Genomic DNA, 23,674 nt, shown 5'->3' on the forward strand with positions numbered 1-23,674 from the left:
TGGTCTTCATGAAGGAGTACAGAAGGCTAATTACTTAGCTTCTGCAGCAGCCTCTGCGTCATCCTTGGAGGACAGGCCCTCGAATACGGAGGACAGGCCCTCGGAGTCGGTGTTGGACTCGGAGGAAGCGTCGATGAGGCCCTTGATGCCCTTAACGAGTGCTTCCCAGTCGATGGCGGAGCTGAGGTCTGCGAGGGAATCGAACATATACATTCCTTTCGGATCGGCGGAGTAAAACTACAATCTCTCTCTGGGGTAGCAGCTCTTAACTGCTGTAGTTCCTAGTGTGCGGTAGCGGGGGCGAGCTGCCAATCCTCTTTTGGATCCTTTCTGAGGTGACTTTTGGATCCTCTTAGGGCTATTTAAGGAGTTCCGTATGGGTATGGGGCGGTGTTGGGTGAAGGGAGGGTGATTGTGCGGAGGGTAGGGGTGTGGGCGTCGGCAAGGGCGGGGCTGAGCTGCATAAAGGCAAGGTTTACAAGAAAAGTTGAGTCGCGGGGAATAACTTTTGTAGGCTACCCGTTGTAAGGATTGAGTGGCACGGGCTCAAGGTTGTGTGACCGGACGTAGAAGTTCTGTTACAGTAGCGCTCGGACGCAACGAGAAGTTGAGTCACTGACAGTCAACTTTATTAATTACCCCAAGATAAAAGGAGAAGAAATCATGGGACGCGCAGTAGGTATTGACCTTGGTACGACGAACTCCGTCGTTTCCGTACTGGAGGGTGGCGAGTCCACCGTTATCGCTAACTCTGAAGGCTCCCGCACCACGCCTTCCGTCGTTGCTTTTGCAAAGAATGGCGAAATCCTGGTCGGCCAGTCCGCTAAGAACCAGGCGGTAACCAATGTTGACCGCACCATTCGCTCCGTCAAGCGCCACATCGGCACCGACTGGAAGATCAACATTGATGATAAGGATTACACCTCCCAGGAAATCTCCGCTCGCACGCTGATGAAGCTGAAGCGCGACGCAGAGGCTTACCTCGGTGAGGATGTTACTGACGCCGTTATTACCGTTCCTGCATACTTCGAGGACGCACAGCGCCAGGCCACCAAGGAAGCTGGCCAGATTGCAGGCCTGAACGTGCTCCGTATCGTTAACGAGCCAACCGCAGCTGCTTTGGCTTACGGCCTAGAAAAGGGCGAGCAGGAGCAGACCATCCTGGTATTCGACCTGGGTGGCGGCACCTTTGACGTCTCCTTGCTGGAAATCGGCGATGGCGTCGTTGAGGTTATGGCCACCGCCGGCGATAACGAGCTGGGTGGCGATGACTGGGATCAGCGCATCGTCGACTGGCTGGTAGACCGCTTCAAGACCTCCCAGGGCGTTGACCTGACCAAGGATAAGCGCGCCGTACAGCGTCTGCGCGAGGCTGCAGAGAAGGCCAAGATTGAGCTGTCCTCCTCCCAGCAGGCCAACATCAACCTGCCGTACATCACCGTTGACTCCGACAAGAACCCGCTGTTCTTGGATGAGACCCTGACCCGCACCGAGTTCCAGAAGATCACCCAGGATCTGCTGGACCGCACCAAGGCTCCGTTCAACCAGGTCATCAAGGACGCTGACCTTTCCGTCGGCGATATCGACCACGTTGTTCTCGTTGGTGGCTCCACCCGTATGCCAGCCGTATCTGACTTGGTTAAGGAACTGACCGGCAAGGATGCCAACAAGGGCGTTAACCCGGACGAGGTTGTTGCAGTCGGCGCTGCCCTGCAGGCAGGCGTGCTGCGCGGCGAGGTTAAGGACGTGCTGCTTCTCGACGTCACCCCGCTGTCCCTCGGCATTGAGACCAAGGGTGGCGTGATGACCAAGCTCATCGAGCGCAATACCACTATCCCGACCAAGAAGTCCGAGACCTTCACTACCGCAGAGGACAACCAGCCTTCCGTACAGATTCAGGTCTTCCAGGGCGAGCGCGAGATGGCTACCGCTAATAAGCTGCTCGGCTCCTTCGAGCTCGGCGGTATTGCTCCGGCACCGCGCGGTGTTCCCCAGATTGAGGTCACCTTCGATATCGATGCCAACGGCATCGTCCACGTGACCGCAAAGGACAAGGGCACCGGCAAGGAAAACACCATCAAGATTCAGGATGGTTCCGGCCTGTCCCAGGAAGAAATCGACCGCATGGTCAAGGATGCTGAGCAGCACGCTGAAGAGGACAAGAAGCGCCGCGAGGAGCAGGAGCTGCGCAATAACGCAGAGTCCACCTCCTACCAGACCCGCAAGTTCTTGGATGACAATGCCGACAAGGTATCCGAGGATGTTAAGACCAAGGTCACCGAGGCTGCTGACGCCGTTGATGAGGCTCTGAAGGGCGATGACCTCGAGGCCATCAAGTCTGCAGTGGAGAAGCTGTCCACCGAATCCCAGGAGATGGGCAAGCAGATCTACGAGGCACAGGCTGCTGAGGCAGGCGCCGAGGGTGCTGCCGATGCTGGTGCTGCGCAGGGTGACCCGAACGTTGTCGACGCTGAGGTCGTTGACGAGGACGAGAACAAGGATGGCAACAAGTAATGACTCAGGACAGCGGAATGCCGCACAACCCAGGCGACCCGGAAAACACGGATCCGGAGGCTACCTCGGCTGACCGCGCTGAGGCTGCTGCCGAGCAAGCCGAGGAGGCCCAGGCTGCGCAGGAAGCACAGGCTGACGCCACCGAAGAAGCCGAGCTGGATCCCACCCTCGATGCTGACCTCGAAGAAGCGCTGGCAGATGTCAACGCTGATGAGGTAGAAGCCGAAGCAGCGGGCGAAGAGCCCGCAGGCACCGGCGCTAGCGATGTGGAAGCACAGTTGGCAGAACGCACAGAAGACCTGCAGCGTCTCAATGCGGAATACACCAACTACCGCCGCCGCACCGAGCGCGACCGCCAGGCCGTAATCGAGACCGCCAAGGCCAAGGTCATCGCAGATTTGCTGCCTGTCCTTGATGACCTGGAACTGGCTCGTGAACACGGCGACTTGGAAGGCCCGCTCAAGGCGTTTGCGGATAAGCTCCACAGCACGCTGGAAAAGCACGACCTCGCTGCCTTTGGTGAGGAAGGCGATGCTTTCGACCCTGAGGTCCACGAAGCCGTGCAGGACTTGTCCTCCGGCGATGAGCAGGTGCTTGGCACCGTGCTGCGCAAGGGCTACCGCGTGGGCGACAGGCTCGTACGCAATGCCATGGTCATCATCGCGGACCCCAGCGATGAGTCCGGCAGCTCGGAAGAATCTGAGTAAATAACATAAAGGGCGCCCTGGGAATTGACTAGTGACCTTCCCGCGGCGCCCTTTTACTTAACTTGTATCGATTCTCTTTGAAAGGAGGAGATGCCCAGTGAGCGCTAAACCCGAATGGGCAGACAAAGATTACTATGCGGATCTGGGGGTCTCCTCGTCCGCAGACCAGAACGAGATTAAGCGTGCTTACCGCAAGCTAGCGCGCGAGAATCATCCCGATACCCACCCGGACGACCCCGCGGCAGCGGAAAGGTTCAAAAAGGTTGCGGAAGCCTACGACGTGCTTTCCGACGCCACCGAGCGCAAGGAATACGACCAGTTCAAGGCCATGCTCCGCAATGGAGGCGGCTTTGGACGGATGGGAGGCGCCGGATTTCCCGGCGGGTTTCGATCCACGCGCATGGGTGGACAAGGTGCGCAAGAATTCGACCTCTCGGACCTCTTCGGAGGATCCGCTGGAGGAGCGTCTCAAGGCGGCGGTGTTGGGGATATCTTCGGTAGCGTTTTCAACCGCGGCGGTAGTGCTGGCCACTCAGCTAAACCGTCGCGGGGGGCCGACGTCGAAACGGAAATAACCCTCGACTTCCGCGAGGCCGCTAAGGGAACCACCATTCCCCTAGCGCTCAGCGGCAATGCGCCGTGCACCACGTGCCACGGCTCGGGCTCCGCTTCCGGCAAGACCTCTACCTGTGGCACCTGCAGCGGTACCGGTTTTACCTCGGAGAACCGCGGCGCTTTCGGTTTCTCTGCCCCGTGTAAGGACTGCGATGGCACCGGCCGCCGCATCACGGATCCGTGCAAGGATTGCCACGGCACTGGCACGGTTCACCGCACCCGCAATATCACCGTGCGCATCCCTGCCGGCGTCATCGATGGACAAAAAGTCCGCCTCGCCGGCCAGGGCGAAGCAGGTCCCAACGGCACACCGGCCGGTGACCTGTTCGTAGCGGTCACTGTAAAGCCGGATAAGGTCTTTACCCGCGAGGGCGATGACCTCCATGTCACCGTTCCGGTTTCCTTCACGGAGCTGGCCTTGGGCGATACCATCGCGGTTCCTACTTTGGATAACCCGGTGCGCGTGAAGATCCCCGCTGGTACGCCGGATGGACGCACGCTGCGGGTGCGCGGAAGGGGCATCGCCAAGCGCGGTGGCAACTCCGGCGATCTGCTGGTTACCGTGCAGGTTACCGTGCCCACCAAGCTCGATGCCGCCGCCTCCAGCGCACTGCGCACCTATGCTCAAGCGGAAAAGGACTCCGGTTTCAACCCGCGTGCGGGTTGGGCCGGCGCCGAGAATGCTTAAGGCAGGAGGTGTGTTAAGAAATGAGCACTGGAAAGGCAGAAGATTCCGGCACCGCGGTCTACGTCATCTCCGTAGCTGCGGAACTATCCGGAATGCACGCCCAGACCCTGCGCACCTATGACCGTATGGGCTTAGTCTCCCCGGCTCGTACCCGTGGCGGCGGCCGCCGCTACTCTGACCGGGATATTGAGCTGTTGCGCAAGATTCAGGCGCTGTCCCAGGACGATGGCGTCAACCTTGCCGGCATCAAGTCCATCATCGAGTTGACCGAAGAACGCGATCGACTCGAGGCTGAGCGCGACGCTTTAGCTGAAGAGGTCCGAGCCCTGCGCGAGCAGGCCGCTGGACGTCGCCCGCAGCGCAGTGGCGAGCTTGTCCATGTACCACGGTCCACTTCCGTGGTGATGTGGAGCCCGCGTACCGCGCGTGAGCGCAAGCGCTCCCGCGGCCGTGGATACGGCCAAGACTAACTCTCGCTCTGCAGACGAGTACACCCAACCCCGCAGCCAGCTTCCCCGCTGGATGCGGGGTTTTCTTCTGCCTGCGTACTCGCGGTGGCATGTGAATATTTGCAAAGGGGGTAACTGTAATCAGTGCGCATTGCAAAGTTTAGGGTTAGGATGACTAGCAGGTTGGTGATGTAAGACACAGGCAGGAATATTAGTGTCGCACAACACCTTTACCCGTAATTTTCTCCAGGAAAGGACACACAGCATGACCCTGTATGCAGCCCCGGGAACCGAAGGCTCCATCGTTGACTACCGCGAAAGCTATGACAACTACATCGGCGGCCAGTGGGTGGCGCCCGTCGATGGTGAATACATGGACAACATCAGTCCAGTAAACGGCGAGGTATTTTGCCGGGTAGCTCGCGGCAAAGAAGCCGATATCAACTTGGCTATCGATGCCGCGGAAAAGGCCTTCGAAACCTTCGGTAAAACCACCCCGGCCGAGCGTGCATTGCTTCTGCATCGCATTGCGGACCGCATCGAGGAAAACCTGGAAAAGATTGCGGTCGCGGAAACTTGGGAGAACGGCAAGGCCGTACGCGAAACTCTGGCCGCTGATATTCCGCTGGCCGTGGATCACTTCCGCTACTTCGCTGGCGCCATCCGCGCCCAGGAGGGCCGCCTGTCCCAGCTCAACCAGGACACCGTGGCCTATCACTACCATGAGCCGCTCGGCGTCGTAGGCCAGATTATCCCGTGGAATTTCCCGTTGCTCATGGCCGCCTGGAAGATTGCGCCAGCGCTGGCTGCTGGAAACTGCATTGTCATGAAGCCGGCTGAGCAGACACCAGCATCCATCCTGTTGCTCATCGATATCATCGGTGATCTTCTTCCTGACGGCGTGCTCAATATCGTCAATGGCCTAGGTGATGAAGCCGGTGCGGCACTATCCGGTTCGGACCGCATTGCCAAAATCGCCTTCACCGGCTCTACCCCGGTAGGAAAGATCATCAACAAGGCTGCCGCTGACAAGGTCATCCCCGTTACCTTGGAACTGGGTGGTAAATCCCCGTCCATCTTCTTCAAAGACATCATGGATGAAGACGATTCCTACTTGGAAAAGTGCGTGGAGGGCTTTGTCATGTTCGCCCTTAACCAAGGCGAGGTCTGCACGTGCCCATCGCGCGCGCTGGTGCACGAAGACATTGCGGATAAGTTCTTGGAACTGGCCGTTGAGCGCGTCAAGAAGATTAAGATTGGTCACCCACTCGATACGGAAACCATGATGGGTGCGCAGGCCTCCCAGGAGCAGATGGACAAGATCAAGCAGTACCTGGAGATCGGTCCGCAAGAAGGCGCGGAGACTCTTGTGGGCGGCCACGTGAACAAGGTGGAAGGCCTGGAAAAGGGCTACTACATCGAGCCCACCGTGTTTAAGGGAAATAACGACATGCGCATCTTCCAGGAGGAGATCTTTGGCCCGGTGCTCTCCGTAGCTACGTTTAAGGACTATGACGAGGCGATCACAATCGCTAACGCCACCAACTTCGGCCTTGGGGCGGGCGTATGGTCGCGCAGCCAAAACATCTGCTACCGCGCAGGCCGCGATATCCAGGCCGGCCGCGTGTGGGTCAATCACTACCACGACTACCCAGCACATAGCGCGTTTGGTGGCTACAAGGAATCTGGCCTTGGCCGTGAGAACCACTTGATGATGCTGGGCCACTATCAGGAGACTAAGAATATGTTGGTCTCCTATTCGGATCAGCCGGCCGGCCTGTTCTAAAGGCCGTACCCTTCGGACTAGTTCGCGCGCGCCACTTGGCCTAGGCCACGCAAGAACCGTGGGTCCTCCCAATAGGAGCCATGATCGCCAGGGAGGCCATCCGCGCCGGGGAGGGGAGTGGCACCAAAAGTATCAACGGTGGGATCGGGACCATGGATGCCGCCGTTAGGCCCCGTCGTAATAGCGATGGGGTCGTTGGCATTTGTGGCTGCCCAGATGCGGCCATGCAGTTCTGAGGCATGGTCAGCGCCGGTGCCAGGGCTGCCGACGAGCACTACGTCCTCAGCAATCCTTTCCTGCTTTGCGGCATGCCCGGTGACGACAGAACCATAGGAATATCCCACTACGGTGCGCTTGGCCTGCGGATAGCGTGTACCGAGCGAGCGCTGAAACCGGGCGAGTTCTTGACTGGCAGTGCGCGCGGGAGTGGCGTGAACCGCACGGGGTAGGGAGGATGGCGCCTGGTAGCCCAACCACACCACCGCCGGCCCGCCACTGGCCTTAGCAAGATTGCGGCCGCGGTCTACCGCGCGCTGCCAGGTTTCTGGATCGGAGGAGTGAACTCCTTCCACGAAGGTGGTAAGTGATGCCGGCGTAGTCCGGAAGCCGCCGGGGTCCACCATGGCTACGAGCCGTCCGTCGCTAGTTTCTAGCACCCGCATATCTGGGTTCTGCGCGGCTAGCTGAGATACGTGCTCGCTGGCGTGGGCAAGGTTAATCTCGTGGACGGTATCCACTGGAAGATCGGAGAAGTCTTCGAAGCGAACGGGTGGCGCGACCCCGGCAGGCGTACACAGGGCATCGATTTCTTGGGAGCACAGCCAGTCGAGGGAATCACCCAGTGCCCGCACCTGATTCAACAAGAGTCCAGCGGCACTGGCCGCGGCGCCATTGCGCTCATCCACTTGTCCTAGAAATGCGATGATGCGGTCCTCGAGTTCCTCGCGGCGGGCCTGCAGGTCCGCGTGACGCTCAAGGGTGGTGGCAACCTGCTCCATCTGGTGCAGCGGCTGGGTCAGCCAGTCGGTGTAGCCCGCCAAACTGGTGCGGGCGGCGTCACCAGCGGGGCCACCCAGGGATAGGCCGCGCCAATCCTGGTGTGCATCTAAAAATCGAAAACGCAGTTCAGTGCGTTCGCTGTGCAACGTACTGGCGCCATGTCTTAAAGCCATAGATAGGGTCATCGCGCATCTCCCAGTGCATGGCCCAGGCGGGAATCCACCCCAGCGGCAGTGCCGAGAAAGGCCGCAATGGAGCGCAATTGCTCGGTCGTGGCGTCCTCCGTTGCGGCCACGGTGCTGGACCAGGTGTCGCGGGCCCGCTCTAGTGCGGCCGCGGTGCGGTAGGCGGTATCGAGCGCGGCCGTCGGCGGTGGCAGTGGAGGACGCGCCATGAGGGAGCGGACGTAATCGGGCAGGTGCGTGGGAATTTCTACATAACTCATGCCCCTAAGCCTGAAGGACCACACAACGCCGCGCTAGGGGTTATGACGCAGCCTGTGGATAACTTTGCCCTGCTTCATTATTTTGGGAGGCATGAAGGTAGCAGCAGTGCAGTTAACGTCCACCGGTAATATCACCGAAAACCAGGAACTGGCCCTTGCCAAGATCCGTGAGGCAGCCGGAAACGGGGCGCGGTTAATCGTGCTGCCGGAGGCCACGTCGCAGAATTTCCGCTCCGGGCGCCTTGATGAGCAGGCGCAGACGCTCGAAGGCCCGTTCGCCACGGCGATCCAAGCGCTCGCAGAGGAGCTCGAGGTCACCGTCGTGGCCGGCATGTTCTGCCCAGCCGATACCGTGGAGCGCGAGGGCAAGACCATTAATCGCGTGACCAATACGGTGCTCATTGCAGGTCCTGGCGTACTGGGTGGCTACGACAAGATTCATACCTATGATGCCTTTGACTACCGCGAATCGGATACGGTCTTGGCCGGCGAATCGCTGGTGGCCTTCGACGTGGATGACCTTATTGTGGGCGTAGCCACCTGCTATGACATCCGTTTCCCGGAGCAGTTTAAGGAGCTGGCCAGCCAGGGCGCGCAGCTCATTGTTGTGCCCACGAGCTGGGCGGACGGCCCCGGAAAGCTGGAGCAATGGCGCCTGCTCACGGCCGCGCGTGCCTTGGACTCCACCAGTTATATCGTTGCGGCCGGCCAATCGCGCCCGGGCGGTGACGCAGAGGCGGGCAATCCTTCCGGACCAACGGGCATTGGCCATTCCACCATCGTTGATCCGAATGGCGTGCGCATGGCCGAGGCCGGGTACGAGGATGACATCCTTTATGCCGACATCGATCCGAATGAGGTAGCGAAAACCCGCCGCGCCCTGCCGGTCGTGGCCACTGCGGACTAGGCCAGTGCCGCGTAGTCTTCCGGCTGCCAGCGCCCGTCGCGGCCCCAGCTAAGGAGGTCGATGTGCTGCTTGCCGACGCCCCTTTGAACCAACTCTTCCTCACCTTCCACAACTTCTTCGGCCGGTCCGACGAGTAGGAAGCGCGGGGGAGTGCCTGTGGATAACTCCACCTCGTTGACTATTACATCGGTCGGCTCCCCGGAGACCACGTAGTCGGCGCCGGGTGCCAATTCGCGGGCATTGAGCAACCACGGGTCTTTTTCTTCCCGCACGATGCGGCGCACCGGTACGCCGAGCGCTGCTAGGTTCTGCTGGAAGTAGGTGTCATAGTGGGCGCCGGGGCTGCCCGCCACGGCAAAGAGGCGCGGTACTCGGCTGCGGACTTTATCGCCCAGCGCGGCGAGCGCCGCGCAGCGGGCTGTGGCCCAGCCGGTGCCGTAGGCAATGATGACCAGTTCACCTGCACCCGCGTTCTGGAGGCTAATGCCGCCGGCGGGCTGGCCCAAGGTCCACCAGTCTCCGGGCTGCGCGTGCGCGAGGGACCGGGAAGCCTCGCCCGCGGTGGAGACGTGAAAGATCAGCTGACCGGTCCCGTCGCTAGGCTGCGCAGGGGAGAGCATCCGCCATTGCCCGGGCAAGTACTGTGTAGTCACCGGAAAGTGCTGCCCCGGTTGGTAGGGCACAGCCAGGCCAGCCTCCACGCGGATGATGGATGTCTCGCGGGTGGGGTGATCTACAGCTACCACTTGCGCCGAGTGCGCCGGTGCTTCGCCGGCGGCGTCGGATTCCCGTGCGGCGTCGGCCATCGTGGTACATACCTGGTGGATGACGTCGCAGGCAAAGTTGTATTGATACTGCGTCAGCGCCAAAACCCGCAGTCCCGCCACGAGGGCATCGTCGAAGCGGGCATAGATTTCGGGCGGAAACCCATGCCGGCGGTGATCGCGGGCGAGCTGGGTGAGCTTTGCGGAGACGTCGGCAAGCAGGGGCTCCCCAGGCTCCGTATGTTCAATCACCCACGCCAGCGCAGGCACCATCGAGGTATGGGTATCGCGCATGGACAGGGCAAAAATCTGCCGGGATTCAGGCACCGCGTTAAAGAAATGCTCGTGGACCGCATCGCGGTACTCGTCTGCGTAATTTCGAAAATGCTCGCCCAATTCCCACATGTCACATCATCCTAATAGTCAGCGCCCAACTGGGGGTCGAGCTACCTACTGAAAGCTGTAGTGGGGGTGAAAACGGGAGCCTATGTTGTGGATCACTTAGCGAAAGGTATTGTATTCCCTATCCGTCTGCCCTCTAACGGGGGCAAGCCGCCATAATTGCACAGCTAGAAAGGGTCCCCATGGAAGATTTTTCCGCTTATACGCTCATGTTGGATGTGGGCTGGATTTCTTTGCTTATGGTCATCGGCAACGTCCTGCGTCACCAGGTGAAGTTCATCTTCCAGGACCTGCTGCTGCCTGCCCCTATTACCGCCGGCCTTATCGGCCTGCTGGTAGGTCCAAACGTGCTGGGCTGGATCAACTTCTCCGATAATTTGGGTGACTACACCTCCATCCTCATTGCGGTGGTCTTTGCGTCCATGGCCTACTCCATGGAAGTGGGCGGCAACATGGGCAAGGGCGCGCGCAATATGTGGGGCTATTCCACCATGATGTTCACCGGCCAGTGGGGCCTGTTTATCGTGCTGGGCCTTATCCTCTTTGCGCCGCTTTTCGATACCCCGAATTGGTTCGGCATGATGCTGCCCGTCGGTTTTACCGGCGGCTTCGGTACTGCTGCGGCCGTGGGCGGCGCGCTGGAGGGCGTGGGCGCTGATGCCGCGTCTTCGCTCGGCTTTACCTCAGCGACCGTCGGCACGCTGGCCGCTATCATTGGCGGCGTAATCGCCGGTAACTGGGGCATCCGCAAGGGCAAGGTCTCCCACGTACCCAAGGAGCTGCCGGAAGAGCTGCGTCGCGGCTACATCAAGAATATTGATGAGCGCCCGTCTCTCGGCCGCGCTACCACCAACCCTTCCTCCATCGAGCCGCTCGCACTGCACTTTGGCTTCATCATCTTGACCGTGATGACCGCCTACGGCATCAATCAGGGTTTGAGCAGCATCTGGGAAAACGTCTCCGTGCCGCTTTTTGCTATGTCTATGGTGGTGGGCCTTCTCTTCCGTGCGGTCATGAATTTCGTCGGCGCCGAGGATTATCTGGATAAGGACTCCATTTCCTCCATTTCCGGCGCGGCCACGGACTACCTCATCGCTTTCGGCGTGGCTGCCATCGTCCCAGCCGCTATTGCCTCTTATTGGCAGGCACTTCTCCTGCTCTTCGTCTTGGGCACCATCTTCTGCGTGTTCTTCTTGCTGTGGTTCCCGGCCGAGTTCTTTGGTGAGCGCTGGATCGAGCGCGGCATCTTTGGCTGGGGCTGGGCCACCGCCACCGTGGCGACCGGCATCGCCATCCTCAAGATTGTGGATCCTAAGCTCAAGTCCGGCACGCTGTCCGAATACGGCATGGCCTATATCGGTTTCGGTCCCTTCGAAATCTCGTGGACCATCATCGCGCCCATGGCTGTCATGTACGGATTTACCGGCGTCTTCGGCGCCATTTCCTTGGCGATTTCCATCGGCGTCTACATTGCCTTCAAGGCCATGCGCCTTATGCCGCCGCGCGGCACTATCTTCCAAGAGGGCATCGGCCATGTAGGACAGAAGCAAGCATAGCCGCGCTTGCCGACGACCCCCTCCTTCCCGCCTTGAAAAACTATGAGATTGACCGCATAAAAGTTAAGAATATTTCTCGTCGGTGCGGGATTGGTGGAAACCCTCATGGCCGCGACCATGGCCTATAGGCCGCGCTACCACCGTTAACATCGGTGAGAAAAGATTTTCTCGAGAAAGGGCATTCGATTGGGGGTTATTCCTGTACCTTAAATTTTGTTAGAATTAGCGGGTATTAATCTTTGTCTTGATGGGGAACTAGATGTACCAGTTAGATGCGGCTTCCAGGCGGGTGATCATCCTGGAAGCCGCTGTTTATGTAGCGGGCTGCGAAGGCGAGCAAGCCGTTACCGTGGAATCTGTGGCGGACCAGGCTGGTCTCTCGCCACAGGTGGTGGCTGAGGAATTCGCCACCGGTGCCGACATGCTCGCGGAAGTCCCCGCCTTCTTGGATCGTCGCATGTCTGAATACATGGTGGAAGCGGCGCGTCACCTGCCGGAGGGTGATTCCGGCGGCGATGTCCTCATGCAGCTGGCAGAGGCCTACTTTGCCTACGCCCATGACGAGCCCGCCATCTACCACTACCTCTTCGAGCGGTACGATGCTATGGATGAGGAGCACGTCTGCCAATTTGCCAAGGGGGAAAAGTCGGGGACTCCGGGGGCGGACATGGCGCTGGACGTCGTCAAGCGCTTTGCCGAAGAACAGGGTGCCGTCGTAGCGGCAGATGGAGATATCTCGCCCTTGGAAATCGGCCGCATCACTTTGGCGCTCTGGTCGGTCATTCATGGCATGGGGCACTTGAGTGTGGTGGGCATCTTGCGCCTGCAGCACGCCGTTATTCGCGCCGCCAACCTTAAGCAGGTCGATCGCCTCGTAGTCGATGCCCTGCAATATTGGTTTAAGAATAAGCAGATCCCGCAACGCCGCCCCATTATGAACGATGCCCGCGGCATTGTGGAAAAGGTCATGGGCAGCGAGCGTGAAAAACCCTTCGTGGCTCCGGATAACCTTGAGCAGATGGATCCTGAGGAAGCCAAGAAGGTCATTATTGAGGCCGCGCTGCGCGTGGCTGGTCGCCGCGGTGTCGACCGCCGCTTCTTTGACCACGTGGCCGAAAAGCTTGGTACCTCCAAAGACTTCCTGACCACCATCGTGGACAACGATTTCGCGCTGCGTGAGGTGGCAGAAACCCTCACCACCACGGAAATGGCCAAGGTCTTCGAGGATTGCCTTGCTGCGCTTCCGGAGGACACCCCCACTGTAGACCAACTGCAGATTGTTGCGGCCGCCTATTTTAATTACGCGATGATGTACCCAGAGCGTTTCAGCTCCATTATCGCTCTGGCCAGCGGTTCCATCGTTCCACACAATGGTGATGGCAGCTCGCACCAGGGCATGACCAAGAACTTTGCCATCATGATGGACCTACTCCGCAAGTTTGTCATCGAGATGGGAATTACCCCCACCGACCAGCTGGTTTATATCAGCGCCTTGGCTGTATGGGCCGGCGCCAATGGCATTGCCCATCTGTGCAGTATCGGCGATTTCAAAACCTTTAATGAAGATCTCAAGTGGGCGCTTTTTGTTCAGGTAGTGACCGTATCCTTCTTTGCCATCGCGCATAGCTTGCAGATTCTGGGCCACGAAAACGAGGAATACAAGCAGGTTTAAAAGTCCTGCGCAAAGTTGAGCGCCCCACGCTCAAAAATATTTAGGTTGAGTGGAATAGGCTCAACTCTGGGTGCGTTGTGCTAAGTGAAGCCCTACAGTGGGTGAATAAAACTTAGAAGGAGCAACGCACACATGAACTCATTTAACCCCACCACTAAAACACAAGAGGCCCTGCAGGACGCCCTGCAAACAGCCTCCTCTAATGGCAACCCGGATATCCGCCCGGCCCATCTGCTGGCCGCTATCTTGAGCCAAGAAGGCGGCATTGCCGCCCCAGTTCTTAAGGCCACCGGCGTAGACCCAGATATCGTGCTCAAGGAAGCCCGCGAGCTCGTTGATTCTTATCCCAAAGCCGAGGGCGCCAATATGGCCAACCCGCAATTTAACCGCGACGGCCTCAACGTCCTGACTAAATCGCAGGAGCTGGCCGGGGAGCTGGGCGATGAATTCGTCTCCACCGAGGTCCTCCTCGCCGCCATCGCTGGCTCTAAGACCGACGCCGCCGAGCTACTTACCGGCCGTGGTGCTACTTATGACGCCATCAAGGGTGCCTTCCCCTCCGTCCGCGGCGCTGCCAAGGTGACCTCTGAGAACCCGGAGGACCAGTTCCAGGCCCTAGAAAAGTACGCCACGGACCTCACCGCCCGCGCCCGAGAGGGAAAGATCGACCCGGTTATCGGCCGCGACCAGGAAATCCGCCGTGTGGTCCAGGTGCTTAGCCGTCGCACGAAGAATAACCCAGTGCTCATTGGTGAACCCGGCGTGGGCAAGACCGCCATCGTGGAGGGCTTGGCCCGCCGCATCGTGGCTGGCGACGTCCCCGAGTCCCTCAAGGGCAAGACCCTCATCAGCCTGGATCTTGGCTCCATGGTCGCCGGTGCGAAGTACCGCGGCGAATTCGAGGAGCGCCTCAAGGCCGTGCTCGATGAGATTAAGTCCTCCGAGGGCGAGATCATCACCTTCATCGATGAGCTGCACACCATCGTTGGCGCCGGCGCTACTGGCGACGGCTCCATGGACGCCGGCAACATGATTAAGCCCATGCTGGCCCGCGGCGAGCTGCGCCTCGTTGGCGCCACCACCTTGGACGAGTACCGCAAGTACATTGAAAAGGACGCCGCCCTCGAGCGCCGCTTCCAGCAGGTCTACGCCGCCGAGCCTTCCGTGGAAGACACCATCGGCATCCTGCGTGGCTTGAAGGAGCGCTACGAGGTGCACCACGGCGTGCGCATCATGGACTCCGCGTTGGTATCGGCCGCCGAGCTATCCAATCGCTACATCACCAACCGCTTCCTACCGGATAAGGCCATCGACCTCGTCGATGAAGCAGGCTCCCGCCTGCGCATGGAGATCGACTCCTCCCCACAGGAAATCGACGAGCTGGAGCGCATCGTACGCCGCATGGAGATCGAAGAGCTGGCGCTGAAGAAGGAATCTGACGCCGCCTCCCAGGATCGCCTAGCCACCCTGCAAGGCGAGCTCGCGGACCAGCGCGAGAAGCTCGGCGAGCTCAAGGCCCGCTGGGCCAATGAGAAGAAGGCCATCGATGATGTCCAAAACATCAAGGAAGAACTCGATGACCTGCGCCGCCAGGCTGAAATCGCCGAGCGCGACGGCGACCTCGCACTCGCCTCCGAGATCAACTACGGCAAGATCCCCCCGCTGGAAAAGGATCTCGCGGCCGCGGAGGTCAAGGCCGCCGAGCAGCGCAATACGATGCTCGATGAGGAGGTAAGCCCGGACACCATCGCGGAGGTCGTTTCCGCCTGGACCGGCATCCCGGCCGGCAAGATGTTGCAGGGCGAGACCGAGAAGCTGCTCAATATGGAATCCGTGCTGGGCAACCGCGTGGTCGGCCAGAAGGAAGCCGTCACTGCTGTATCGGACGCCGTTCGCCGCTCCCGCGCGGGCGTGGCCGACCCCAACCGCCCGACCGGTTCCTTCCTCTTCCTCGGTCCCACCGGTGTGGGCAAGACCGAGCTCGCGAAGGCATTGGCGGACTTCCTCTTTGACGATGAATCCGCCATGGTGCGCATCGATATGTCTGAGTACGGCGAGAAGCACTCCGTTTCCCGCCTCGTCGGTGCCCCTCCGGGATACGTCGGCCACGAGGCTGGCGGCCAGCTCACCGAGGCCGTGCGCCGTCGCCCCTATACGCTCGTGCTTTTCGACGAGGTAGAGAAGGCCCACCCCGACGTCTTCGACGTCCTCCTGCAGGTCCTGGATGAAGGTCGGCTTACCGACGGCCAAGGACGCACCGTCGACTTCCGCAATACCGTTATTATCCTGACCTCCAACCTGGGCGCCGGCGGCACCCGCGAGGAGACCATGGACGCGGTGAAGAAGGCCTTCAAACCCGAATTCATCAACCGCCTCGATGATGTGGTTATGTTCGAGCCCCTTTCTGAGGAGCTACTGCGCGGCATCGTCGACATCCAACTGCGCGGCCTGTCCGAGCGCCTCGACGCCCGCCGCCTGACCCTGCAGGTCTCGGATTCTGCCAAGTCCTGGCTGGCCGAGCGCGGTTATGACCCGGCCTATGGTGCCCGCCCGTTGCGCCGCACCATCCAGCAGGCCATTGGTGACAAGCTCGCCAAGAAGCTGCTGGCCGGCGATATTGTCGATGGCGACACCGTCCACGTGGACGTCGCCGATGGCGGCGCTGAACTAGACATCGCCGCCCGCTAGTCGGCCGCGCAGCGCCCGCCGCGCCAAATCCTGCTCATGCCCCTAGACTCGGGGGCATGAGCATTTTGGTCTCCCCGCAAGAACTCCGCGAATCCATTTATCACGGCGAGCGTTTCACCCTCTTGGCCACCCACTGGCAGCCGCAGCTGCGCCAGAGCTATAACGAATTCACCTCCCTGCACATCCCGACGGCACTATTTAGCGATACCGCCAATTCCTTCGCCGGCCTGCCCGGCTCCCAGGTAGGCCGCAACCCGCTGCCGGATCCGGATAAGCTGCAGGAGCACTTCCGCCAGTGGGGAATCCGCGAGGATCGCCCAGTCGTGGTCTATGACGAAGGCCGTGGCCTTTTCGCCGGCCGCGCCTGGTGGACCTTGCGCTGGGCCGGCCTGGACAACGTCCGCATCCTCGACGGCGGCTTAGCCAATTGGCGCCACCTGGGCTATACCACGCTTACCGGCCCTGGCAACTTCGCCGTTGGTGCCACCGCCGAGGTCAACCCGGGCCAGATGCCCGTGGCCACCATCGATGACGTGCGCAATCACGATGGCCTGCTCATCGATACCCGCACCCGCAACCGCTTCGCCGGCCGTCGCGAGAACCTTGACCTCAAGGCCGGCCACATCCCCGGCGCCGTCAATGTGCCGGAGCGCCTGTTCCACAACGATGGCCTGCGCACCTGGAAGTCCGCGGGCGAAATCCGCGAAGTGCTTTTCGACGCCGGCCTCACCCCCGACAACGTCCAAGGCGCCATCATCTACTCCGGTTCCGGTAACCACTCCGCCCTCGCCTTGGCCGCCATGGAAGACGCTGGCTTCACCGGCCTGCGCCACTATGTCGGTGGCTGGTCCCAGTGGTCTGCCAACCCCCACAACCCCGTCGAGCGCGGCGACCGCCTCACCGTCAACGGCTAATCGCCCCAGTCCGCCCCTCGCTTCGCCCTCAGCCTCCCGCGTCCGCGCGCCGAGCGCTGAGGGCTTGCTCGTTCCTACTACTATCGTGGGGTGATGGCTTTTCTAATCCTTGCTTTTGCGGTCCTTCTCGGCATTGCCGGCGGTGCCCTGCTGCTTTACGACGGCAAACAGCGCACCTCCACCCCTACACCCTCCGCCGACGCAGACCCCAGCTCCGTGGAACCCACCCCCGCTGATGCCGCTCTCGCAGATCCCACTCCAACGGACTCCGCATCCACCTTCGCCGCGCCCGAAAACGCTGCCCCGGCCGAGCCTGCCGATTCGGCCTCGAGCGTGGCCCCCGAGCGTGCCCCTGCCGCTGACCCGGCTACCCCGGCCACCGAAGCAGCTGCGTCAGCTCCCGCACCGGAGCCCACTCCCGAGCCCGCGACCGAGACCCCGTCCCAGCAAGAACCTGAGCCAACTGACGAACCCGAGCCGGTCCCCGAGCGTGAACCGGCTCCCGACCCCGATCACCAGCCGGCCCCCGAGACCGCGAGCGAGCACCCCGCGCCTTCCAAGCCACATGCGCGCCACCGGCCGATCCTGCCGGGAACCATGCGCCGCGAGCGCCGCAATTGGGCGGAAGCCAAGGGATTTGAATTCATGAAGGCCGACCCTTACCTCGTAGACGAATGGACCAGGGGAGTGGCCTCCACCGGCGCGGCTCCCAAAGACATTGTCGCCGGTAACGTGTACGGCCACGAGATGCTGTTGATGGATATCGATGGCGTCAACGTCATGGCCATGCGCACCGGCGCAGCCTCCGACATGGTGGTGGACTTCCGTCGTTTCGATCGCGACGACGCGAAGGCTTCCGAGGACCTGCTTTTGGCCATGACCATCGAGGGGTTCGATGTGTATTCCTCGGATAGCGCCGTGACCGAGCGCATGGTGGACGAGCGCGTCCACGTCGCCCTCCAGCAAATGCCCGAGGCCGTTACCGCACTGTGGATGGAAACAGAGTGGGTCCTGGCGCAGACCACGAAGCAGGCGCGCTCCGCGGAATGGGACGCGATGCTGCCGCCTCTCGCCCTGCTTGCCGACGCCGCCCGCGTCCTCCCCCCGCGTTCCTCGGCCACCCACGTGGTGCGCCTTGAGGAATTGGATCCAGCCCGCGAGATTCCCGCTCAGCCCATCGTCGAAGTCGTCGGCGGCGCGCCGACCGCAGGCGCGCCCGAATTCGAGCGACCCGTCATCCAACGGCCGGAAGAGCCGTTGCAGATGCCGTCTCGGGCCTACTCCGAAACCCGCGGCCCGGTCGAGCACAGCGCCCTCGGCGGCGACGAAGTAGACGCCATTGCCGACGGCCGCGAGCGCCCCAACCCCGATTCTCATACCGCCCGCCTGCCGCGCCAGCAGTTCCGCGCCGCCTCCATCTTCGACAGCCCCTCCGCCGACTCCACCACCGATGGCCTCCGTGCGGCCGACCCCAACCCAGTCGACCCCACCCCGGCGAGCGAGTCCGCGGCCGATCGCAACCAGGCCGACCCCAACCCGGCGAGCGACTCCGCGGCCGAGGAATCGGACCCGCGCCGGGGAGAGTAGCCTAGAGTCCGATACCGGCGGCCGGCCGCCGTCCCCGAACCACAACAAGGAGCAGATGACTGTGGATTCTCACACCACCAACGCCCAGAACGCGCACGCCCAGAACTTGGACGCCGAGAAGAAGGCCCGCCTCGCCGAACTGGTTAAGGAACTGGCCGTCGTCCACGGCAAGGTGACCCTGTCCTCAGGTAAGGAAGCTGACTACTACGTGGATCTCCGCCGCGCTACCTTGCATCACGAAGCTTCCCGCCTTATCGGCGCCCTGCTGCGCGAGTTGACCGCAGATTGGGATTTCGCGGCCGTCGGTGGCCTGACTCTCGGCGCCGACCCGGTTGCTACCTCCATCATGCATGCCGAGGGCCGCGATATCGACGCCTTCGTCGTGCGCAAAGAAGCCAAGAAGCACGGCATGCAGCGTCGCATCGAGGGCGCGGACGTAGAAGGCAAGAAGGTTCTTGTCGTAGAAGACACCACCACTACCGGTAACTCCCCGCTGACCGCCGTGGCCGCGCTGCGCGAGGCCGGCGCCGAGGTCGTGGGCGTGGCGACCGTTGTGGACCGCGAGACCGGCGCCGGCGACGTCATCGCCGCAGAAGGCCTCGAGTACCGCTCCCTGCTGGGCTTGGGCGACCTTGACCTCGCCTAACGCAGATGGCGCGGCCGACCAGGCCAAGGGCCCGACCGAGTGGAACGAGGGCCGCCATGGCGTAGGCCCCTGGGAAGGTCCGCTGCCGCAAGGGCCGGAGGCCGCGAAATACGATCCAGAGCTGCTCGCCGAAGGCGACCGTCGCAACGTCGTCGACGCCTACCGCTACTGGAGCAGGGAAGCGATCAAAGAGGACATCGATAAGCGCCGGCATAGCTTGCACATCGCCATCGAGAACTTCGAAAACGACGCCAATATCGGCACCGTTGTGCGCACCGCCAACGCCTTCGCTGTCGATACCGTGCACATCGTCGGCCGGCGGCGGTGGAATCGCCGCGGGGCAATGGTCACGGATAGGTACCAGCACTTGATGCACCACGAGAGCGTCGAGAAGCTTATTGCTTGGGCGGCCGAGGAGGGCCTTACCGTCGTTGCCATCGACAACACCCCCGGTTGCGTGCCCCTGGAAACGGCCGAGCTGCCGGAGCGCAGCCTGCTGCTCTTCGGCCAGGAAGGCCCCGGCGTGACGCAAGCGGCCCAGGATGCCGCGGTGATGACCTGCTCCATCGCCCAATTTGGCTCCACCCGCTCCATCAACGCGGGTGTCGCGGCCGGCATCGCCATGCACGCCTGGATCCGCCAGCACGCCGATCTGGATAATTCTTGGTAGGAAGATCGCTACACTAGCTGTATCTACCCGTGCGACTGGAGTGATTGAGGAACCGTGGAAGAAAAATGGGCTCACCGCGCTGAACTCGCAGAGGCCGCCATCAATGAGCGCCACGCGCACTCTGTGTGGGGCCTGCCTCGCACCAATCTAGCGGTGGTTAGCTGGCCGCCCACCACGAAGGAAAAACTCTTTGTCCACTGGCACTACTGGTGGCAGGCCCACTACCTGGACTGCCTCGTCGATGCGGCGCTGCGCAATAACACCAAGGTGCGCCGCTACCGCATCTATGACACCTTGCGCGGCATTCGCATCCGCAACCTCGCGCAGCTGACCAAGAATAAGTACTACGACGACAAGGCCTGGCTCGCGCTGGCCTTCGGCCGCGTGGAAGGACTGAAGAAGGCAAAGACGCCCAAGCGCCTCGCGGCCCTGCAGCGCAATATCCACGAAGGCCTCGATGAAACGCTTGGCGTGCTGCCGTGGCGCCTGGGCGAGAATTTCATGAACGTGCCCTCCAATGGCCCGGGCGCCATCATGCTCGCGCGGATGGGGCGCATTGAGGAAGCACGCCACATCGTTGACTGGATCTATGACCACCTGCTTGACGACGACGGCTACATCATGGACGGCGTCCGCATGCGCATGGACGGCCCTGAGGTGGTAAAAAACATCCACCCCTACTGCCAGGGCGTGGTGCTGGGTGCGTGCCTGGAAATCGTGCTGGCGCTGCGGGAAAAGGCCGGCGTGGGCGATCTGGAGCACATCGACAGCGTGTACGAGGCCGAGATGGCTTCCGAGATGATGGATTACATCATCCGCATCCGGGGCTTGGTGCAGACCGTGGCTTCGGGCATGGCTACGCCTTCGGGCGTGGTGGACTGGGAGACCGGCGATGGCGACGGTGGCCTGTTTAAGGGAATTTTGATGCGCTATCTTGCCGACGTCGCTGTGCGCCTGCCCGGCGATTCCCCCGCCAACCGCGCGACGAAAAAGCTGGCCGCGCGCATGGTGGTGGCCTCGGCCGAGTCGGTGTGGGAGCACCGCCTCGAGGTCGACGGCCTGCCGATTTTCGGATCCGACTGGTTGTCCGATGCGCGCCTGCCGCATAACTACGGATTCGGCCGGCGCACCATGAGTGAGAAGGTCGGCATCATTCGCGTAGATGAGCGTGATCTGTCCGTGCAACTCTCCGGGTGGATGCTGATGGAGGCCTGCGCTCGCGTGACGCGGCACATGTCTAAATAATCCACGCTTTTCAGAGGGGGATTGGCTCCGGAAATGAGCGGGTTGAAAATGTCACACGGTTTTTGCGGCAGAATTTTCGTGAAACGGGCATACTTGGGTGCTGGAACGTGTTTGACCACAAACCCACTTTTTAAGGATGGAAACTCATGCCAATTGCAACCCCTGAGGTCTATAACGAGATGCTGGATACCGCGAAGAAGAATGGCTTCGCGTTCCCAGCTATCAACTGCACCTCATCTGAGACCATTAACGCAGCTCTGAAGGGCTTTGCTGAGGCCGAGTCCGACGGCATCATCCAGTTCTCCACCGGCGGTGCCGCCTTCGGCTCCGGTCTGGCTGTGAAGGACAAGGTCAAGGGTGCTCAGGCACTGGCCGCATTCGCTCATGAGGCCGCCAAGCACTACGGCGTGAATATCGCGCTGCACACCGACCACTGCCAGAAGGAGGTACTCGATGAGTACGTCCGCCCACTGCTGGCAATCTCCCAGGAGCGCGTCGACCGCGGCGAGAACCCACTGTTCCAGTCCCACATGTGGGACGGCTCCGCTATTCCAATCGATGAGAACCTGGTCATCGCACAGGAGCTGCTGGAGAAGGCTAAGAACGCTCACGTCATCCTCGAGGCCGAAATCGGCGTCGTCGGCGGCGAAGAGGACGGCGTCCAGGCTAAGGCGGGCGCTAACCTTTACACCTCCCCAGAGGACTTTGAGAAGACCATCGATGCTCTGGGCACCGGTGAGAAGGGCCGCTACATGCTGGCTGCTACTTTCGGCAACGTTCACGGCGTCTACAAGCCAGGCAACGTGAAGCTTCGCCCAGAGGTCCTGCTTGAGGGCCAGAAGGTTGCACAAAAGAAGCTCGGCCTGGGTGAGGACGAGTACGCCTTCGACTTCGTCTTCCACGGTGGCTCCGGCTCCGAGAAGGAAAAGATCGAAGAGGCTCTGCGCTACGGTGTCATCAAGATGAACGTAGACACCGATACCCAGTACGCATTCACCAACCCGATCGCTCGCCACATGATGGAGAACTACGACGGCGTGTTCAAGATCGACGGCGAGGTTGGCAACAAGAAGGTCTACGATCCTCGCTCCTACCTAAAGAAGGCAGAGCAGGGTATGTCCGAGCGCGTCATCGAGTCCTGCCAGGACCTGCACTCTGTGGGCAAGTCCATCTCCAAGTAGATTTCAGTTAAGGCAGCCTCGTAAAAAGGCACGCTGAATTGGCCGCTTCCCTGCGTGGGAGGCGGCTTTTTCGTGCCTTCGCCGTCCGGCCGACGAGCGCTACTAGCGGGGCCAGGGCCGGGATGGTTCAGGGTGGGGATTCGGTGGTCGGGCGGGGCTGGGGATGAAGCGCGGGGTATTGCTCCACGGCGGTACCCAGGCGACGCGGCCATCAATGCGCACCATGCGGCCGCGTTCTGTGGGCCGGGCGGGGTCATCTTGGTTGACGGCGTTGTGGTGCGCGCACAAGGTGACCAGATTTTCTTGGTTGGTAGGCCCGCCGGCGGACCAGGCGGTGAGGTGGTGGACTTGGGCGTCGTCGGCAGGCGTATTGCAGTCCGGCCAGGCGCACACGGGGTGCTCGGCTGCGGCGAGCATGCGCTGCTTCCACGTGGCCATGCGCTCGGTGCGGTACAGGTTCACCGGGCCGTGCTCGGGGTGAACGAGGCTGACATAGCCGCGCTGGGCTAAGGCACGAGCGACGAGTTGCGCGCCGGTCATGCGGGCGCCGTTGGTGAGCTGGAGGGTGATATCGGAGGCGTCGGCAGGCGCGGCGACGATGCGGTCGAGCTGGTCCAGGGTGAGGATGACGTTGGTGTGCACGGCCGGCAGTGCGCCAGGGTTGCCCTCGAGGAGGACCTTCTTTGCGGCGGCGAGGGGATCGTCCTTGTTGACGGAGGAGAGCACGCCCTTGATATCGGCGATATCGGTGGGATCGGCTGTAATCGAGATGGTGTGGGGTCCGTCGGGGCGGCGGGTATAGCGCACGCCGGGCTCGGGGCGACGGGGAGGATTGAGCTGCTTGAGGAGCTTCTTGGCCACAGAAGGGATGAGGCGGGCCTCGGTGCGACAGAGTTCTAGGCGCAGGTCCCAGGCGCGGCTGGTGTCGCGCACGCGGCGGGTATAGGACTCGATGCTATCGAGCGTGGTGAGGTCATGGGCACGGGTGCGGGCGGCATCGCGCGCGAGGCGCTGCTTGCGGGTATTGGACGTGCGGCCGAAGTAGACGTGCTGCAGGCGGGCGAGCTGGGCAGCCAGAAGGGGGCTGGCCCCGGCCTCGAGGAGCGAGTCTTCGGAGCAGCCCTGAAAATCGGCGACGAGATCGACGCCGCGGCGGCATAGCAAGAGAAATTCGGTGTTCACACGGCCGAAGCTAAAGGGCACGCGAGGGCCGAACAAGCGGTGCGCGGCCGGGAAGGG

General features: G+C 61.5%; 20 protein-coding genes. 15 read left to right on the forward strand and 5 right to left on the reverse strand.

Features of this window, described 5'->3' with window-relative positions:
• Positions 1–30: 30 nt before the first annotated feature.
• The gene (locus QP965_RS08615) at positions 31–207 is read right to left on the reverse strand and encodes a hypothetical protein (protein WP_284844676.1); all 177 of its coding nucleotides are present in this window, start codon (positions 205–207) and stop codon (positions 31–33) included.
• Between the two features lie 456 nt (positions 208–663).
• Between QP965_RS08615 and dnaK the strand changes: the two genes are divergently transcribed.
• From dnaK to exaC, 5 genes are all read left to right on the forward strand, one after another.
• Positions 664–2,514: a molecular chaperone DnaK gene (gene dnaK, locus QP965_RS08620; protein ID WP_005325523.1), complete on the forward strand. Its 1,851-nt coding sequence runs from the start codon at positions 664–666 to the stop codon at positions 2,512–2,514.
• Positions 2,514–3,221: a nucleotide exchange factor GrpE gene (grpE, locus tag QP965_RS08625; protein WP_239279380.1), complete on the forward strand. Its 708-nt coding sequence runs from the start codon at positions 2,514–2,516 to the stop codon at positions 3,219–3,221. The genes dnaK and grpE overlap by 1 nt, the downstream gene beginning before the upstream one ends.
• 97 nt (positions 3,222–3,318) lie before the next feature.
• On the forward strand, positions 3,319–4,524 hold the full coding sequence (gene dnaJ, locus QP965_RS08630; RefSeq protein WP_239279379.1) for a molecular chaperone DnaJ: 1,206 nt from the start codon (positions 3,319–3,321) through the stop codon (positions 4,522–4,524).
• A 20-nt stretch (positions 4,525–4,544) separates the two neighbouring features.
• The gene (locus QP965_RS08635; RefSeq protein ID WP_049378992.1) at positions 4,545–4,994 is read left to right on the forward strand and encodes a heat shock protein transcriptional repressor HspR; all 450 of its coding nucleotides are present in this window, start codon (positions 4,545–4,547) and stop codon (positions 4,992–4,994) included.
• Positions 4,995–5,238: 244 nt separating this feature from the next.
• The gene (gene exaC / locus QP965_RS08640) at positions 5,239–6,759 is read left to right on the forward strand and encodes an acetaldehyde dehydrogenase ExaC (RefSeq protein ID WP_239279378.1); all 1,521 of its coding nucleotides are present in this window, start codon (positions 5,239–5,241) and stop codon (positions 6,757–6,759) included.
• A gap of 17 nt (positions 6,760–6,776) precedes the next feature.
• Here exaC and QP965_RS08645 read toward each other — a convergent pair whose 3' ends face one another.
• Positions 6,777–7,931 carry an alpha/beta hydrolase gene (locus tag QP965_RS08645; RefSeq protein ID WP_284844677.1) on the reverse strand — a complete coding sequence of 385 codons (1,155 nt, stop codon included), beginning with the start codon at positions 7,929–7,931 and terminating at the stop codon, positions 6,777–6,779.
• A gap of 8 nt (positions 7,932–7,939) precedes the next feature.
• Entirely contained in the window at positions 7,940–8,203 is a 264-nt protein-coding gene (locus QP965_RS08650; protein ID WP_269953938.1) for a hypothetical protein, read from the reverse strand.
• A 91-nt stretch (positions 8,204–8,294) separates the two neighbouring features.
• Here QP965_RS08650 and QP965_RS08655 point away from each other — a divergent pair, with 91 nt between their 5' ends.
• Complete coding sequence (locus QP965_RS08655) at positions 8,295–9,110, forward strand: carbon-nitrogen hydrolase family protein (protein ID WP_284844678.1); 816 nt, start codon at positions 8,295–8,297, stop codon at positions 9,108–9,110.
• Here the strand turns inward: QP965_RS08655 and QP965_RS08660 are convergent.
• Positions 9,107–10,279 carry a 2-polyprenylphenol hydroxylase gene (locus QP965_RS08660; protein WP_284844679.1) on the reverse strand — a complete coding sequence of 391 codons (1,173 nt, stop codon included), beginning with the start codon at positions 10,277–10,279 and terminating at the stop codon, positions 9,107–9,109. The genes QP965_RS08655 and QP965_RS08660 overlap by 4 nt on opposite strands.
• 179 nt (positions 10,280–10,458) lie before the next feature.
• Here QP965_RS08660 and QP965_RS08665 point away from each other — a divergent pair, with 179 nt between their 5' ends.
• From QP965_RS08665 to fbaA, 9 genes are all read left to right on the forward strand, one after another.
• A complete protein-coding gene (locus QP965_RS08665) occupies positions 10,459–11,832 on the forward strand; it encodes a sodium/glutamate symporter (RefSeq protein WP_284844680.1) in 1,374 nt (457 codons plus the stop codon).
• A gap of 259 nt (positions 11,833–12,091) precedes the next feature.
• Positions 12,092–13,504 carry a TetR/AcrR family transcriptional regulator gene (locus QP965_RS08670; protein ID WP_269953934.1) on the forward strand — a complete coding sequence of 471 codons (1,413 nt, stop codon included), beginning with the start codon at positions 12,092–12,094 and terminating at the stop codon, positions 13,502–13,504.
• Between the two features lie 132 nt (positions 13,505–13,636).
• Complete coding sequence (gene clpB, locus QP965_RS08675; protein ID WP_284844681.1) at positions 13,637–16,192, forward strand: ATP-dependent chaperone ClpB; 2,556 nt, start codon at positions 13,637–13,639, stop codon at positions 16,190–16,192.
• 56 nt (positions 16,193–16,248) lie between these two features.
• Positions 16,249–17,106: a sulfurtransferase gene (locus tag QP965_RS08680; protein WP_005329334.1), complete on the forward strand. Its 858-nt coding sequence runs from the start codon at positions 16,249–16,251 to the stop codon at positions 17,104–17,106.
• A gap of 93 nt (positions 17,107–17,199) precedes the next feature.
• Positions 17,200–18,693, forward strand: a complete 1,494-nt coding sequence (locus QP965_RS08685) for a TtfA family protein (protein ID WP_284844682.1) — start codon at positions 17,200–17,202, stop codon at positions 18,691–18,693.
• Between the two features lie 55 nt (positions 18,694–18,748).
• Positions 18,749–19,339 (forward strand): orotate phosphoribosyltransferase, encoded by a 591-nt coding sequence (gene pyrE / locus QP965_RS08690; protein WP_005325539.1) that lies wholly within the window; start codon positions 18,749–18,751, stop codon positions 19,337–19,339.
• Complete coding sequence (locus QP965_RS08695; RefSeq protein WP_239279369.1) at positions 19,326–20,009, forward strand: TrmH family RNA methyltransferase; 684 nt, start codon at positions 19,326–19,328, stop codon at positions 20,007–20,009. Before pyrE ends, QP965_RS08695 begins: the two co-directional genes overlap by 14 nt.
• Before the next feature lie 54 nt (positions 20,010–20,063).
• Positions 20,064–21,254, forward strand: coding sequence for a glycoside hydrolase family 76 protein (locus QP965_RS08700; RefSeq protein WP_239279368.1), 1,191 nt, complete (start codon positions 20,064–20,066; stop codon positions 21,252–21,254).
• Positions 21,255–21,400: 146 nt separating this feature from the next.
• Positions 21,401–22,435, forward strand: coding sequence for a class II fructose-bisphosphate aldolase (gene fbaA / locus QP965_RS08705; RefSeq protein ID WP_284766681.1), 1,035 nt, complete (start codon positions 21,401–21,403; stop codon positions 22,433–22,435).
• 102 nt (positions 22,436–22,537) lie between these two features.
• On the opposite strand, the gene QP965_RS08710 is transcribed toward fbaA, so the two are convergent.
• Positions 22,538–23,617 carry an HNH endonuclease signature motif containing protein gene (locus QP965_RS08710; RefSeq protein WP_284844683.1) on the reverse strand — a complete coding sequence of 360 codons (1,080 nt, stop codon included), beginning with the start codon at positions 23,615–23,617 and terminating at the stop codon, positions 22,538–22,540.
• Positions 23,618–23,674: the final 57 nt, after the last annotated feature.

The sequence above is a fragment of the Corynebacterium sp. MSK074 genome (genome assembly GCF_030229735.1).
Classification (GTDB): domain Bacteria; phylum Actinomycetota; class Actinomycetes; order Mycobacteriales; family Mycobacteriaceae; genus Corynebacterium.

What these genes read in the sequence shown, in the direction of transcription:
- QP965_RS08615 (WP_284844676.1), bottom strand. Translation starts at nt 207, where the DNA reads ATGTTCGATTCCCTCGCAGACCTCAGCTCCGCCATCGACTGGGAAGCA.
- dnaK (WP_005325523.1), top strand. Translation starts at nt 664, where the DNA reads ATGGGACGCGCAGTAGGTATTGACCTTGGTACGACGAACTCCGTCGTT.
- grpE (WP_239279380.1), top strand. Translation starts at nt 2,514, where the DNA reads ATGACTCAGGACAGCGGAATGCCGCACAACCCAGGCGACCCGGAAAAC.
- QP965_RS08635 (WP_049378992.1), top strand. Translation starts at nt 4,545, where the DNA reads ATGAGCACTGGAAAGGCAGAAGATTCCGGCACCGCGGTCTACGTCATC.
- exaC (WP_239279378.1), top strand. Translation starts at nt 5,239, where the DNA reads ATGACCCTGTATGCAGCCCCGGGAACCGAAGGCTCCATCGTTGACTAC.
- QP965_RS08645 (WP_284844677.1), bottom strand. Translation starts at nt 7,931, where the DNA reads ATGGCTTTAAGACATGGCGCCAGTACGTTGCACAGCGAACGCACTGAA.
- QP965_RS08650 (WP_269953938.1), bottom strand. Translation starts at nt 8,203, where the DNA reads ATGAGTTATGTAGAAATTCCCACGCACCTGCCCGATTACGTCCGCTCC.
- QP965_RS08655 (WP_284844678.1), top strand. Translation starts at nt 8,295, where the DNA reads ATGAAGGTAGCAGCAGTGCAGTTAACGTCCACCGGTAATATCACCGAA.
- QP965_RS08660 (WP_284844679.1), bottom strand. Translation starts at nt 10,279, where the DNA reads ATGTGGGAATTGGGCGAGCATTTTCGAAATTACGCAGACGAGTACCGC.
- QP965_RS08665 (WP_284844680.1), top strand. Translation starts at nt 10,459, where the DNA reads ATGGAAGATTTTTCCGCTTATACGCTCATGTTGGATGTGGGCTGGATT.
- QP965_RS08670 (WP_269953934.1), top strand. Translation starts at nt 12,092, where the DNA reads ATGTACCAGTTAGATGCGGCTTCCAGGCGGGTGATCATCCTGGAAGCC.
- clpB (WP_284844681.1), top strand. Translation starts at nt 13,637, where the DNA reads ATGAACTCATTTAACCCCACCACTAAAACACAAGAGGCCCTGCAGGAC.
- QP965_RS08680 (WP_005329334.1), top strand. Translation starts at nt 16,249, where the DNA reads ATGAGCATTTTGGTCTCCCCGCAAGAACTCCGCGAATCCATTTATCAC.
- QP965_RS08685 (WP_284844682.1), top strand. Translation starts at nt 17,200, where the DNA reads ATGGCTTTTCTAATCCTTGCTTTTGCGGTCCTTCTCGGCATTGCCGGC.
- pyrE (WP_005325539.1), top strand. Translation starts at nt 18,749, where the DNA reads ATGACTGTGGATTCTCACACCACCAACGCCCAGAACGCGCACGCCCAG.
- fbaA (WP_284766681.1), top strand. Translation starts at nt 21,401, where the DNA reads ATGCCAATTGCAACCCCTGAGGTCTATAACGAGATGCTGGATACCGCG.